The sequence below is a fragment of the Oerskovia gallyi genome, assembly GCF_014836745.1.
Classification (GTDB): domain Bacteria; phylum Actinomycetota; class Actinomycetes; order Actinomycetales; family Cellulomonadaceae; genus Oerskovia; species Oerskovia paurometabola.
Genome location: NZ_JACSQE010000013.1, coordinates 100,062 through 114,049 on the forward strand (window position 1 = coordinate 100,062; position 13,988 = coordinate 114,049).

Consider the following 13,988-nt stretch of genomic DNA (forward strand, 5'->3'; position numbering starts at 1 on the left):
GTTCAAGATCATGTCGCTGGTCCTCGTCGTGGCGGGATCGACGGCCTCGTACCGTCCCGGAGGAAGTCACTGATGGCGCCAGAGTCCGAGAAGCACGTCCCCCGCAGGCAGGCCCGAGGCACGCAGCGCCGCGACCTCATCGTGTCGGCCGCGGCCGAGCTGATCCTGCGTGACGGTCCCTCGAGCGTGACGCACCGGTCCGTGGCCGCGCAGGCCGACGTCCCGCTCGCCGCGACGACCTACTACTTCTCGGGTCTCGACGACCTCCTCGCGGCGGCGGGGCAGCGCATCGTCCGGGACTGGGCGGAGCGCGCGCAGGCGATCGGCCATGCGGTCGCGGACGCCGTCACCGACGGCGGGGTCGACGCGCTCAGCACGCGGTCACGGGCCCTCCTGCTCGTCGACGCCGTGCTCCCGCCCGGGGACCACGGGGAGCTCCTGGGCTTCTACGAGCACGTGGTCAGCGCGGGGCGCAGCCCGGTCCTCGCCTCGGCGTTCGCGCAGGGCAGGGGAGAGCTCGACGTCGTGGTCGACGCACTGCTCGCCCAGCTCGGCCTGCGCTTCTCCGCGGTCCTGCTGATCGCGGTCGTCGACGGCGCCGCGGTCACCGCGCTGTGCGAGGGGCGCAACGTCCGCGACCTCGCGGTCGACTGCGTCACGGAGCTCCTCGGCACCTCCTGACGCGGGGGCTGCGCGGCCTCGGCGCGGTCGCGGAGATAGCCTGTGACCGTGCCTCCCACGTCCCCCTCGAGCCGGACCCCTCGTCTCGTCGCCTGGTCCACGCCCCTGCGCACCCGCTTCCGCGGGCTCGACGTCCGGGACGGTCTGCTGGTGCGGGGCGAGGCGGGCTGGGCCGAGTTCTCGCCCTTCTGGGAGTACGACGACGCCGAGTCGGGGGCGTGGCTGCGTGCCGCGCGGGAGGCGGCGGACCTCGGCTGGCCGGCGCCCGTCCGGGCGAGCGTGCCGGTCAACGTCACGGTCCCCGCGACGGACCCACGGCGCGCGCACGACATCGTGACGTCGTCGGACGGGTGCCGGACCGCCAAGGTCAAGGTCGCCCAGCGCGACGCCGCCGGCGTCGTCGAGTCCGTCGACCGGGAGATCGCGCGCCTTGAGGCGGTGCGGGACGCCCTGGGGCCGGGGGGCCGGATCCGGGTCGACGCGAACGGTGGCTGGGAGCTCGACGAGGCCCTGCGGAGACTGCCGCTGCTGGACCGCGCGGCCGGCGGCCTCGAGTACGTCGAGCAGCCGTGCGCGAGCGTCGCGGACCTCGCGACGGTGCGACGTGCGACGTCGGTCCTGGTGGCGGCCGACGAGTCGATCCGCCGCGCCGAGGACCCGTTCGAGGTGCTGCGGGCCGAGGCCGCGGACGTCGTGGTGCTCAAGGTCCAGCCGCTCGGCGGGGTCCGGGCGTGCCTCGACCTGGCCGAGCGGGTCGGTCTGCCCGTGGTGGTCTCGTCGGCGCTCGAGTCCTCGGTCGGGCTCGCGGCGGGGCTGGCGCTCGCTGCCGCGCTGCCCGAGCTGCCCTTCGCGTGCGGCCTCGCGACGTCCCAGCTCCTGGCCCACGACGTGGTCGACGAGCCGTTGCTCCCTGTGGGCGGCGAGATCGCGGTGCGGCGTCCCGAGCCGTCGGCCGCCGCACTGGCGCTCGCGCGCGCGGAGCCGGCCACGGCCGAGCGCTGGGCCGAGCGGTACCGGCGCGTGGGTGCCCTCCTCGACGGAGCAGCGGCATGAGCGCCGCCGCGGTGCCCGCCGTGCCAGCCGGTTCCCCGGTGCTGCCGCCGGCCGTCGCCGCGGCGCGCGAGATCGTCGCGGGCCTGGTCGCGGACGGGGTGCGCGACGTCGTCGTGTCGCCGGGGTCCCGCAGCGCGGCGCTCGCCTACGCGCTCGCCGCGGCCGACGCGGCGGGCCTGCTGACGCTGCACGTGCGGATCGACGAGCGGGCCGCAGCCTTCCTGGCCCTGGGGCTCTCGCGCGGGTCGCAGGCCGAGGGACCGGGCGGCCTGCGCCCCGTCGCCGTGGTCACGACGTCGGGCACCGCTGCCGCCAACCTGCACCCCGCGGTGCTCGAGGCCCATCACGCGGGGGTCCCGCTCGTGCTGCTCACGGCCGACCGGCCGCACGAGCTGCGCGGCACGGGGGCGAACCAGACGACCGACCAGGTCGGCCTGTACGGGACCGCCGTGCGCCAGTCGGCCGACGTCCCGGCTCCTGACGGGCGTCCGGGCGAGCTGCGCGACCTGCGTGCGCTCCTGGTGCGGGCGCTCGTCGCGGCCCGCGGGACCCGGTCCCGGTACCCCGGGCCGGTGCACGTCAACGTGGCGTTCCGCGAGCCCCTCGTGCCGCCCGCACCGCTGGGAGCGCTGCCGTCCGCTGCCCACGAGGCCGGGGTCTCGCCCGACCGGGCCCTCGTGGCGGGCGCGCGCGACGACGTCGGGCCGTGGCCGCTCGACCCCGCCCCGGCGACCGTGCTCGTCGCGGGCGATGGTGCCGGCGCGGACGCCCGGCGGCTCGCCGAGGCGCGGGGCTGGCCCCTGCTCGCCGAGGCGTCGTCCGGGGCGGCCGCGGGCAGCCACGCGGTCGCCGCGCACCGGCTCGTGCTGGGGAGCCTCGGTCACGGGGTCGAGCGCGTCGTCGTCCTGGGACGCCCCACGCTCTCGCGCCCGGTCCAGCAGCTCCTCGCGCGCGAGGACGTCGAGGTGCTCGTCGTCGCGCCCGGAGGAGGGCCCTGGCCCGACGCGGCACGCTCGGCGAGCGCGATCCTGCCCGGCGTCCCGGACGCGTGGTGGTCGGGGCCGACGGGTGACCGGACGTGGCTCGACGCGTGGCGCGGTGCGGGGCAGGCGGCCCGGAAGGTCGTCGCCGACCGGGTGTCCGCCCCCGGCCCGACGACGCCGCTCGCCGTCGCCGCGGCGGTCGCCGAGGCCTCGGGCCCCGACGACGTGCTCGTGGTCGGGTCGAGCAACCCGGTGCGGGACCTCGACCTCGTCGTCGACTGGGACGTGTCGCCGCTCGTGCTCGCCAACCGCGGGCTCGCGGGCATCGACGGGATGCTCTCGACCGCGACGGGCGTCGCGCTCGCCGCGGCGCGTGCCGGACGGCGCACGCGCGCCCTCGTGGGCGACCTCACGTTCCTGCACGACGTGGGCGGGCTCCTGCGCGGACCGCACGAGCCGGCCGCCGACCTCCAGGTCGTCGTGGTCAACGACGACGGCGGGTCGATCTTCGCGACCCTCGAGTACGGGGCGCTCGCCGAGGACGCCCCCGAGACGGCGACCGCGTTCGAGCGCGTGTTCTCGACCCCGCACGGGGCGGACCTCGCCGCACTGTGCGCGGGGTACGGCGTCCGGCACCGGCTCGTCACGGACACCGCGGCCCTGCGGGCGGAGCTCGCGCGCCCGTCCCACGGTGTCGAGGTCGTCGAGGTGCGGGTCGAACGTGCGGGGCGCCGCGCGGAGGGCGCATCCCTCGCGGCCGACGTGGGCGCCGCGGTCGCGCGGAGCCTCCCGCGGGGGCGCGAGGGCCAGGACGCCGCAGGTCGGGACGCCTGAGAACCCTCCCAGGAGTCGTCCGGAACTCGCAGCGAACTCACAGGATCGTTCAAGCGACGTTCCAGCGCCGGGGTGTGAAGTAGTCCTCAGAACGAACGAGGAGGGAACACCCCATGACCGAGAACACCCCGCAGGTCCCCGAGCACCAGGCTCCGCGCGACGGCGACACCCAGCGCATCGAGGCGCAGCCCACGCAGCAGCTTCCCGTCACCCCGACGGCCCCTGCCGCCCCCGCGCCGCAGGCCCCCGCGCAGCAGCACTTCGCGGCCCCGCACCCGGCGCCCGTGCCCGCGCCGCCCGCGCAGCACGCACCGCAGCAGCCGCAGCACGCCCCCTACGGCGCGCAGGCTCCCTACGGGGCGCAGGCTCAGCACGGCGCCCCGACGAGCACCCCGTACTCCGCGGCCGGCATGCCGCCCGCGCCGGTGGCGCCCGAGCAGCCCCAGGTCGCGACCAGGAAGAGCAAGACCTGGATCCCCGTGGTCGGCGCGGCCGCCGCGGCCGCCGTCCTCGCGAGCGCCGGCACCGCCGGTCTGCTCGGCGTGCTCGACGGCAACGGCTCGTCGCCCAGCTCGCTGGCCTCGGTCGGGGAGACCAAGGAGAACTCGACGGTCCCCATCGCCGACTCGACGTCGGAGAACCCGAACTGGCAGGCCGTGACGAGCGCCGTCGCGCCGTCGGTCGTCTCGATCCAGGTCACCACGGCCGCGGGTGGAGCCGAGGGATCCGGTGTCGTGATCGACACCGAGGGCCACGTCCTGACGAACAACCACGTCGTCGAGGGTGCGCAGGACGACACCGTCCAGGTCACGCTCAGCGACGGCCGCCTGTACGAGGCGAAGATCGTGGGTCTCGACCCGACGACCGACCTCGCGGTGGTCGAGCTCGTCGACCCGCCGAGCAACCTTACGCCGGCCTCGTTCGGCGACTCCGACGACGTCACCGTGGGCGAGTCGGTCCTGGCCGTCGGCAACCCGCTCGGCCTGGCCAACACGGCCACGACCGGCATCGTGTCCGCGCTCGACCGCCCGGTCGCCGCGTCGGGCTCCGACGGCGGCAGCACCGTGGTCACGAACGCGATCCAGATCGACGCCGCGATCAACCCCGGCAACTCCGGCGGGCCGCTGTTCAACGCGCAGGGCGAGGTCATCGGCATCACCTCGTCGATCGCGACGACCTCGAACCAGTCCGGCTCGATCGGCCTGGGCTTCGCCATCCCGGTGAACCTCGCGAAGAACATCAGCGCGCAGCTCATCGAGAACGGCACGGCCGAGCACGCGTTCCTGGGCGTGAGCATGACGGACGCGACGGCCACGGCCGACGGCGTCACGCGCCGCGGCGCCGAGGTCAAGTCCGTCTCGGACGGCTCCCCGGCCGCCGAGGCCGGCATCAAGACCGGTGACGTGATCGTCGCGATCGACGGCAACCCCGTGAGCGGCGCGGAGTCGTTGACCGGGTTCGTGCGCGAGCGTGCGACCGGAGACGTCGCGAAGGTCACGCTGGTCCGGGACGGCAAGACGGTCGACGTCGACGTGACGCTCGCCGCGAAGCCGACCGAGACGAGCACGGACGGCCAGAGCGGCTCGGGCCAGCAGGGCTCGGGTTCCGACCAGGGCGGTTCCGGCCAGCAGCTCCCGGGCTCCGGCCAGGACGGTTCGAGCCAGGACGGCTCCGGCCAGGGTCAGTCCGACCAGACCAACCCGAACAACCTGCCCAACCCCTTCGACTGGTTCAACGGTCAGGGCTGAGGCAGCACGAGCCGGACCCGGTGGCGTCGGCGGTGACGGTGGGAACCTCCCCCTGTGCCCGCCGTGGGCCGACGCCACCGCGGTCCTTCGACCGTCCCCCGGTCCGCGTTCCCCCCTGTCGACCGGCGGGACCGCCGAGGTGCGGCCCTGTTCCCCTGCAGGTGCCCCTCGGCACGGATGCCCCGGTCCGTACGGTTCGCCGTACGGGCCGGGGCGTCGTCGTGCTCGGGGCAGCCAGGCCTACTGGTCGCGGACCGGCAGCGCCTCGTCGTCCGGGGTCGGCCGGGCGGGCACGGCGGGTCCGTCCCACGGAGAGGTGAGGACGGGGTCGGCGTCGAGCAGCACGAGGGCCTTGGTCGAGCGGACCTCGGTCGTCGTGTACCCGAGCCCGTCGGCGACCTCGCGGGGCAGGACGTCGGCGAGCGTGACGCGCGTCGCGCGGAACTCCTGGCCCCAGGCCTCGACCGCGGCGACGAGCTGGCTGGCGACGGTCGTCCGGTCGGCGGCGGGGTCGACCGCGATCTCGTCGATCTCGACGACGGCTCCGTTGGCCGTGAACGTCAGGCGCTGGCTGGCCAGGAGGTAGCCGACGACGCCCGTCGCGTCCTCGGCGACCAGCAGCAGCGTGTCGAGGGCCCGGAGCAGGGGGCCGACGACGCGGTCGTGGGTGGCGCGGTCCGGCGCGTCCGGCTGGAGACGGACGACGAGGAGCCAGAGGTCCTCGCGGTCGGCGGTGGTGGCGCGACGTACGGTGACGTCGTCGTGCGTGGGGGCCAGAGTCATCGTCGTCGCGTCGGTCACCGGGTGAACTTAACAGGCGGAACCGCACACTTCCGGAAGGTGTCCGTCGAACGGTCCATTCGTCGCGTACTTCACGAAACTACCGGTGGAGTTCGGCGTCCTGACGCCATTCCCAGGGTGGTCACGCGTCCACCGTGCGGACGCCCGTCTCACTCCCCGAGCGCGTACCGCATGGGTTCGAGCTTGGCCTCGGACTCCGCGAGCTCGGCCGCCGGGTCGGAGGCCGCGACGATCCCGCAGCCCGCGAAGAGGCGCACGTGGTGCGGGTCGCCGGAGGACAGCTCGGCCGAGCGCAGCGCGATGCCCCACTCTCCGTCACCGTCCGCGCCGAACCAGCCGACGGGAGCCGCATAGCGGGCCCGGTCCATGCCCTCGATCTCCCGGATGAGGTCGCGTGCCGCGAGGGTCGGCGTCCCGCACACCGCGGCCGAGGGGTGCAGCGCGGCGGCGAGCGCCAGGCTCGTGGGCGCGGGGCCGCCGTCGGTCCCCGACGCGAGGACGCCCGTGACGTCGGACGCCAGGTGCAGCACGTTGGGCAGGTGCAGCACGAACGGCGCGTCGGGGACGTTCATGGACGAGCAGAAGGGCGCGAGCGCGTCGGCGACCGACGCGACCGCGTACTCGTGCTCCTCGAGGTCCTTGGACGAGCGGGCCAGGTGCGCTGCCCGCAGCAGCGAGTCGTCGTCGGCCTCGGCGCCGCCCGAGCGACGGATCGTCCCGGCCAGCACCCGCGAGGTCACGAGCCCCTTCTCGCTGCGCACGAGCAGCTCCGGGGTCGCGCCGACCATGCCGTCGACCGAGAACGTCCAGCACGCGTCGTAGGCCACCGCGAGGCGCCCGAGCATCCAGCGGGGGTCCACGGCGTGCTCGGCGGTCGCGACCACGTCGCGTGCGAGCACGACCTTCTCGAGCTCGCCCCGGCGGATCCGTTCGACGCCCTCGGCGACGACCGCGGTCCAGTCGCCCGCGCTGAGCGAGCCGTCGACCGTGGTCACGCGGCCCGGCCCGACCACGGGCGTGCGGTGCGCCGGGTCGAGGACCGACGCGACGTCGTCGGGCAAGGAGTCGCCCTCCGAGATGCTGGTCACCCACGCCGTGCCGCCCGGCCCGCCCCGACGCCCGACGACGACGCGCGGCACCACGATCGTCCCGCCCGGTCGGGCGTCGCCCGAGGTCCCGGACGCGTCGTCGAACGCGAACGACCCGAACGCGACGAGGCCGCTGCCGGGCAGCGAGACGTCGTCGTGCACGACGGCCGCGCCCAGCACCTCCTGCCACGCGGCCTCGGCGTCCGCGAAGCGGCCCGGCCCCCACGCCTCGAGCCGCAGGGTCTCGCCCCACCCGACGAGGCCGTCGCCGCGCCGCACCCAGGCGAGCGGTCGGGCATCGGGCAGGAGGTCGGTCAGCGCCGTGAGGTCGTCGGGCAGCCCGCCGGGCAGCCGCGTCGTGCGCACGACGAGGCGAGGGACTGCGGGGGACCCGGGGGAGCCGGTGCGGGGAGAGCCTGCCGGGGGAGCGCCGAGGTCGTCGGAGCCCGCCGGGAGGTGGGAGTGCTCAGTCATCGTCTCCAGCGTAGGCGTGAAACGATGGGCGGCATGTCGCGAGCCAGCCTGGACAAGAAGCCCACCGAGGTCGCCTCCATGTTCGACGGGATCGCCCGTCGCTACGACCTCACGAACGACCTCATCTCCCTCGGGCAGGACCGGCGGTGGCGCAAGCACACGGTCGACGCCGTCGCGGCCCTGCCGGGCGAGCGCGTCCTGGACCTCGCGGCCGGGACGGGCACGTCGAGCGAACCGTTCGCGGACGAGGGCGTCGAGGTCGTCCCGTGCGACTTCTCGGTCGGCATGCTCCAGGTCGGCAAGCGCCGCCGCCCCGACATGCCCTTCGTCGCGGGGGACGCCACGGCGCTGCCCTTCGCCGACGCGTCGTTCGACGCCGTCACCATCTCGTTCGGGCTGCGCAACGTCGTGGACACGAGCGCGGCGCTGCGCGAGATGCTGCGCGTGACACGCCCGGGCGGGCGCCTGGTCGTCTGCGAGTTCTCCGAGCCGACGTGGAAGCCGTTCCGCGTGCTCTACACCGACGTCTTCATGCGGATGCTGCCGGTCGTGGCCGGGGCCGTGACCAAGGAGAAGGGCTCGTACGAGTACCTCGTCGAGTCCATCAAGTCCTGGCCCACGCAGCCCGAGCTCGCGCACCTCATGCTCGACGCCGGCTGGGAGGGCGTCGCGTACCGCAACCTCAGCGGTGGCCTCGTCGCGCTGCACCGCGGGATCCGCCCCGCCTGACGCACCAGCACGGAGCGAGGCGGGCCCGACGCACGGACCCGCCTCGCTCCGTCGTGCCCTCCTGCCCCTGCGACCAGGGTGTTCGTCGCACAAGGAAGGGTTGCCTTGCTACACAATCGCGAGCATGTGTGGCTAGAGTGGCGATGTCCATTGTGAGCGACTTCACAAGGGTCTTTCCGAGGTGTGCCCCAGGGCGGAACGAGGTGAGAACGTGCGTGATCGGACCGACGACGCGGACGTCATCGTCGTGGGCGCAGGCCCCGCCGGTGCCACCGCGGCCCACTACTGCGCGGCCGCCGGCCTGAGCGTCCTCCTCCTCGAGAAGGCCTCCTTCCCCCGCGACAAGATCTGCGGCGACGGCCTCACGCCGCGCGCCGTGGGTGAGCTCGTGCGCATGGGCGTGCCCACGCGCGCCGAGGACGGCTGGATCCGCAACAAGGGACTGCGCGTCGTCGCGAGCGGTCGCCAGTGGGAGCTGCCCTGGCCCGAGCTCAAGGCGCACCCCTCCTACGGGCTCGCCCGCTCCCGCATGAACCTCGACCAGACGCTCGCCGAGCACGCCCAGCGCACGGGGGCCAAGCTCCTCGAACGCACCAACGTGACCGGGCCGCTCCTCGACGAGCGCACCGGCCGGGTCGTGGGCGTCACGGCCCGCCCCCTCGACGAGAACGGTCGCCGCGCCGGCGACGAGTACGAGCTGCGCGCCCCGGTCGTCATCGCGGCCGACGGCGTCTCGTCCCGCTTCGCGCTCGCGCTCGGCCTCGAGAAGCGCCAGGACCGGCCCATGGGCGTCGCGGTCCGCACCTACTTCACGACCCCTCGTCACGACGACGAGTGGATGGAGTCCCACCTCGAGCTGTGGGACGGCCCGGCCGGAAGGTCGAACCTGCTGCCCGGCTACGGGTGGATCTTCGCGCTCGGCGACGGCACCGCGAACGTCGGGCTCGGCTCGGTCAACTCGACCCCGGCCCGCCAGTCCGCGGCGAACGTGGACTACAAGGACCTGTTCGCCAGGTGGATGGCGAACGCTCCCGCGGAGTGGGAGTTCACCCCGGAGAACCAGCTCGGCCCCGTGCGCGGCGCCGCGCTCCCCATGGGCTTCAACCGCAAGCCGCTCTACTCGCGCGGGGTGGTGCTCGTGGGCGACTCGGGCGGCATGGTCAGCCCGTTCAACGGCGAGGGCATCGCCTACGCCATGCAGGCCGCGCGCGTGGCGGCCGACGTCGTGGCCCAGTCCCGGGCCCGCAGCACCGACGCCGCCCGCGAGCGCACGCTCGCGACCTACCCCGACATCATGCGCCGCGACCTGGGCGGGTACTACACGCTCGGCCGGTACTTCGTGCGGCTCATCGAGCACCCCGAGATCATGCGGCTGTGCACCAGGTACGGCCTGCCTCGACCGCTCGTCATGCGCTTCGTCCTCAAGCTGCTGTCCGACTGTTACGAACCCCGCGGGGGCGACGTCGTCGACCGCGTCATCGCGGGCCTGACGAGGGTGGTGCCATCGGCATGACCGATCCTGGTGCGACGGCAAGGAAGCCGTCATCGCTGTTCACGCAGTCACCACCCAGCCCCTCGGACCCGGGCCGACGCAACGATGCGCGGACGCCCGGCGGCAGCACTCCCGACTTGCCCCAGCGCACCCCCCGGAGAGCAGACCGATGACCAACCCGTACGTGCCCGTCCTCGTCCTGATGGGGATCGGAGCCGTCCTGGCTCTCGGCGGGGTCGCCGCGAGCGCCGTGATCGGCCCCAAGAGGTACAACCGCGCCAAGCTCGACGCGTACGAGTGCGGCATCGAGCCCACGCCGCACGCGGTCGGCGGAGGGCGCTTCCCGATCAAGTACTACCTCGTCGCGATGACCTTCATCATCTTCGACATCGAGGTGGTCTTCCTCTACCCGTGGGCGGTGGACTTCACGGTCCTGGCCACCTTCGGGCTCGTCGCCATGCTGAGCTTCCTCGCCCTGATCACCGTGCCGTTCGTCTACGAATGGCGCCGTGGCGGGTTCGAGTGGGACTAGCCGGAACCAGTTAGGGAGAACGCAGATGGGGATCGAAGAGGCTCCCTCGGGCTTCTTGCTCACGAGCGTGGAGAACCTCGCGGGGTACTTCCGCAAGGCGTCGCTGTGGCCGGTGACGTTCGGCCTGGCGTGCTGCGCCATCGAGATGATGGCGGCCGGCGCGTCGCGCTACGACCTGTCCCGCTTCGGCATGGAGGTCTTCCGGGCCTCGCCGCGGCAGGCCGACCTGATGATCGTCGCGGGTCGCGTGAGCCAGAAGATGGCGCCCGTGGTGCGCCAGGTCTACGACCAGATGTCCGAGCCCAAGTGGGTGCTGTCGATGGGCGTGTGCGCGTCGAGCGGCGGCATGTTCAACAACTACGCGATCGTGCAGGGCGTCGACCACATCGTGCCGGTCGACATCTACCTGCCCGGCTGCCCGCCGCGCCCCGAGATGCTCATCAACGCGATCCTCGCGCTGCACGAGCAGATCCAGGCCGAGCCGCTGGGCGTGAACCGGCGCGAGGCGGCGAAGGCCGCGGAGGCCGCGGCCCTCGAGGCGACCCCCACGTTCCAGATGAAGGGACTGCTGCGGTGACGAGCACCAACGACGGCTCGACGGGCCGGCCCGCGGACGACGTCCAGCGCGAGAAGGTCGCGAAGGGCGACGTCCCCGGCGACGAGCTCGTGACCGGGCCGGCCACGGGCGGCCGCGAGCCGCTCGAGGTCGTCGAGGTCCGCACGGGCATGTTCGGGGCCAAGGGCTCGGGCGACACCTCGGGGTACGGCGGGCTCGTGCGGCCCGTGGTGCTGCCGGGGCCGAGCGCTCGTCCGTACGGCGGCTGGTTCGACGAGGCCGTCGACGTCCTGGCCGAGGTCCTCGCCGAGGGTGGCGTGCGCTTCGAGGACGCGGTCGAGCAGGTCGTGGTGGACCCCCCGGGGCGCCACGCCGAGCTCACGCTGCACGTGCGCCGCGACCACGTCGTGACGGTCGCCCGCGCGCTGCGTGACGAGCAGGACCTGCGCTTCGAGCTGAGCATGGGCGTGAGCGGCGTGCACTACCCGCACGACGTGGGCCGTGAGCTGCACGCCGTCTACCACCTGACGTCGGTGACCCACGGGCGCAGCCTGCGCCTCGAGGTCTCCGTCCCCGACGCGGACCCGCACATCCCGTCGAGCACGTCGGTCTACCCGTCCAACGACTGGCACGAGCGCGAGACGTGGGACTTCTTCGGGATCGTGTTCGACGGCCACCCGGCCCTCGCCCGCATCGAGATGCCCGACGACTGGCCCGGCCACCCGCAGCGCAAGGACTACCCGCTCGGCGGCATCCCGGTCGAGTACAAGGGCGCCACGGTGCCCCCGCCGGACCAGAGGAGGTCGTACTCGTGAGCACCACCACCCCCCACGCCACGAAGGCGCCGTACGGGGACTTCGACCCGAGCATCCCCAGCTTCGAGGCCTCGGGCGGCGACTGGGCGGACATCACCAAGAACGCGGTGGAGGCCGCCTCCCTGGGCGAGGAGCGCATCGTCGTCAACATGGGCCCCCAGCACCCGTCCACGCACGGCGTGCTGCGGCTCATGCTCGAGATCGACGGCGAGACGGTGACCGAGGCCCGCTGCGGCGTCGGCTACCTGCACACGGGCATCGAGAAGAACATGGAGTACCGGACGTGGACCCAGGGGGTCACGTTCTGCACCCGCATGGACTACCTCGCCCCCCTCTTCCAGGAGACCGCGTACTGCCTCGCGGTCGAGAAGCTCCTCGGGATCACGGACGACGTGCCCGAGCGCGCGAGCATCATCCGCGTCCTCATGATGGAGCTCAACCGGATCGCGTCGCACCTCGTCTGCCTGGGCACGGGCGGCAACGAGATGGGCGCGACGACCGTCATGACCATCTCCTTCACGGCGCGCGAGGAGATCCTGCGCGTCTTCGAGGCCGTCACGGGCCTGCGCATGAACCACGCGTACGTGCGCCCCGGCGGCGTGGCGCAGGACGTCCCGCCGGACGTCGTCGCCCAGATCCGCAAGGCCGACCCGCTGATCCGCGGCTACCTCGGCCAGCTCGGCGACCTCATGCTGGCCAACCCCATCTTCAAGGGACGCCTCCAGGGCGTCGGGCACCTCAACCTCTCGGGCTGCATGGCGCTCGCGATCACGGGCCCGGTGCTGCGCTCGACCGGCCTGCCGTACGACGTGCGCAAGGCCGCCCCGTACTGCGGCTACGAGACGTACGACTTCGACGTCCCCACCTCGGACGAGGCCGACTGCTACTCGCGCGTCGTGCTGCGCCTCGAGGAGTGCTACCAGTCGTTGCGGATCGTCGAGCAGTGCCTCGAACGCCTCGAGGCCACGGCGGGCCAGCCCGTCATGGTCGCCGACAAGAAGATCGCGTGGCCCGCTCAGCTCGCGGTCGGCGCGGACGGTCAGGGCAACTCGCTCGACCACATCCGCGAGATCATGGGCACCTCGATGGAGGCCCTGATCCACCACTTCAAGCTGGTCACCGAGGGCTTCCGGGTCCCGGTCGGGCAGGTGTTCCAGTCGGTCGAGCACCCACGTGGCGAGCTCGGCGTGCACCTGGTGTCCGACGGCGGCACGCGCCCCTACCGGGCCCACTTCCGTGATCCTTCGTTCAACAACCTGCAGGCGGTCGCCGTGATGTGCGAGGGCGGCCAGGTCGCCGACGTCGTCGTCGCGGTCGCCTCGCTCGACCCGGTGCTGGGAGGGGTGGACCGATGACGCTCGAGGCCAGGAGGTCCGGATACGACGAGGCGACGTACGCGCGCCTCGCCACGGACACCGCGGCGATCATCGCCCGGTACCCGGAGAAGAGGTCCGCGCTGCTGCCCATGCTGCACCTGGTGCAGTCGGAGGACGGCTACGTCTCGCGCGACGGCATCGCGTTCTGCGCCGAGCAGCTCGGCATCACGGCCGCCGAGGTGTCGGCCGTCGCGACCTTCTACACGCAGTACAAGCGCCACCCCAACGGCACCTACACCGTGGGCGTGTGCACCAACACGCTGTGCGCGATCATGGGCGGCGACGAGATCTTCGACGAGCTCTCGGAGCACCTGGGCGTCGGGCACGACGAGACGACGGACGACGGGGCGATCACCCTCGAGCGCGTCGAGTGCAACGCGGCGTGCGACTACGCGCCCGTCGTGATGGTCAACTGGGAGTTCTTCGACAACCAGACCCCCGCGGGTGCCACGCAGCTCGCCGACCGCCTCCGTGCCGGAGAGGACGTCGCCCCCACGCGCGGCGCGGCCTCGGTCTGCACGTTCAAGCAGATGAGCCGCGTGCTCGCCGGGTTCTCGGACGGCCGCGCGGACGAGGGCGTCGGGGCCGGCGGCCCCACGCTCGCCGGTCTGCGCCTGGCCCGCGAGCACGACTGGACCGCCCCCGGCGGTGCGGCACCGGAGCAGGCCGACGAGCCGGCCACGGACACGGGTGCGGCGGCCGCGGCGGGCGCCTCCGCCGTCGGGCGGGAGCAGTCCAGCGCCGAGCGCACGCCCACCACGCCCGCCGACGCCACGGGCGAGAAGCCCGACGCCTCGAAGGGGAAGCAGCCGTGAGCGAGAAGACG

Annotated in this window: 13 protein-coding genes; 11 read left to right on the forward strand and 2 right to left on the reverse strand. The window is 73.6% G+C overall.

What is annotated here, in order from left to right:
- Nucleotides 1–72: 72 nt before the first annotated feature.
- The 4 genes from H9640_RS15775 (at nucleotide 73) to H9640_RS15790 (ending at nucleotide 5,299) form a co-directional block, all read left to right on the forward strand.
- Nucleotides 73–681: a TetR/AcrR family transcriptional regulator gene (locus H9640_RS15775; RefSeq protein ID WP_191791725.1), complete on the forward strand. Its 609-nt coding sequence runs from the start codon at nucleotides 73–75 to the stop codon at nucleotides 679–681.
- Nucleotides 682–723: 42 nt separating this feature from the next.
- On the forward strand, nucleotides 724–1,734 hold the full coding sequence (locus H9640_RS15780) for an o-succinylbenzoate synthase (protein ID WP_404821904.1): 1,011 nt from the start codon (nucleotides 724–726) through the stop codon (nucleotides 1,732–1,734).
- Nucleotides 1,731–3,551, forward strand: a complete 1,821-nt coding sequence (menD, locus tag H9640_RS15785) for a 2-succinyl-5-enolpyruvyl-6-hydroxy-3-cyclohexene-1-carboxylic-acid synthase (RefSeq protein WP_191791727.1) — start codon at nucleotides 1,731–1,733, stop codon at nucleotides 3,549–3,551. The genes H9640_RS15780 and menD overlap by 4 nt, the downstream gene beginning before the upstream one ends.
- Nucleotides 3,552–3,664: 113 nt before the next feature.
- Nucleotides 3,665–5,299 (forward strand): S1C family serine protease, encoded by a 1,635-nt coding sequence (locus H9640_RS15790; protein ID WP_191791728.1) that lies wholly within the window; start codon nucleotides 3,665–3,667, stop codon nucleotides 5,297–5,299.
- 240 nt (nucleotides 5,300–5,539) lie between these two features.
- Here the strand turns inward: H9640_RS15790 and H9640_RS15795 are convergent, their stop codons facing one another.
- Both H9640_RS15795 and H9640_RS15800 read right to left on the reverse strand, forming a co-directional pair.
- Nucleotides 5,540–6,100 (reverse strand): GNAT family N-acetyltransferase, encoded by a 561-nt coding sequence (locus tag H9640_RS15795; RefSeq protein ID WP_191791729.1) that lies wholly within the window; start codon nucleotides 6,098–6,100, stop codon nucleotides 5,540–5,542.
- A 149-nt stretch (nucleotides 6,101–6,249) separates the two neighbouring features.
- Nucleotides 6,250–7,662, reverse strand: coding sequence for an isochorismate synthase (locus H9640_RS15800; protein ID WP_191791730.1), 1,413 nt, complete (start codon nucleotides 7,660–7,662; stop codon nucleotides 6,250–6,252).
- Nucleotides 7,663–7,695: 33 nt separating this feature from the next.
- Between H9640_RS15800 and H9640_RS15805 the strand changes: the two genes are divergently transcribed.
- The 7 genes from H9640_RS15805 to nuoE all read left to right on the forward strand — a co-directional run bounded on the left by H9640_RS15805 (nucleotide 7,696) and on the right by nuoE (nucleotide 13,977).
- Nucleotides 7,696–8,391: a demethylmenaquinone methyltransferase gene (locus tag H9640_RS15805; protein ID WP_191791731.1), complete on the forward strand. Its 696-nt coding sequence runs from the start codon at nucleotides 7,696–7,698 to the stop codon at nucleotides 8,389–8,391.
- A 211-nt stretch (nucleotides 8,392–8,602) separates the two neighbouring features.
- The gene (locus H9640_RS15810) at nucleotides 8,603–9,904 is read left to right on the forward strand and encodes a geranylgeranyl reductase family protein (protein ID WP_191791732.1); all 1,302 of its coding nucleotides are present in this window, start codon (nucleotides 8,603–8,605) and stop codon (nucleotides 9,902–9,904) included.
- 148 nt (nucleotides 9,905–10,052) lie between these two features.
- Entirely contained in the window at nucleotides 10,053–10,415 is a 363-nt protein-coding gene (locus tag H9640_RS15815; protein WP_030152013.1) for an NADH-quinone oxidoreductase subunit A, read from the forward strand.
- 25 nt (nucleotides 10,416–10,440) lie between these two features.
- Nucleotides 10,441–10,992, forward strand: coding sequence for a NuoB/complex I 20 kDa subunit family protein (locus H9640_RS15820; protein ID WP_191791733.1), 552 nt, complete (start codon nucleotides 10,441–10,443; stop codon nucleotides 10,990–10,992).
- A gap of 89 nt (nucleotides 10,993–11,081) precedes the next feature.
- Nucleotides 11,082–11,786: an NADH-quinone oxidoreductase subunit C gene (locus tag H9640_RS15825; RefSeq protein ID WP_318243805.1), complete on the forward strand. Its 705-nt coding sequence runs from the start codon at nucleotides 11,082–11,084 to the stop codon at nucleotides 11,784–11,786.
- The gene (locus tag H9640_RS15830; protein ID WP_191791735.1) at nucleotides 11,783–13,141 is read left to right on the forward strand and encodes an NADH-quinone oxidoreductase subunit D; all 1,359 of its coding nucleotides are present in this window, start codon (nucleotides 11,783–11,785) and stop codon (nucleotides 13,139–13,141) included. Before H9640_RS15825 ends, H9640_RS15830 begins: the two co-directional genes overlap by 4 nt.
- Nucleotides 13,138–13,977, forward strand: a complete 840-nt coding sequence (gene nuoE, locus H9640_RS15835; protein WP_191791736.1) for an NADH-quinone oxidoreductase subunit NuoE — start codon at nucleotides 13,138–13,140, stop codon at nucleotides 13,975–13,977. Before H9640_RS15830 ends, nuoE begins: the two co-directional genes overlap by 4 nt.
- Nucleotides 13,978–13,988: the final 11 nt, after the last annotated feature.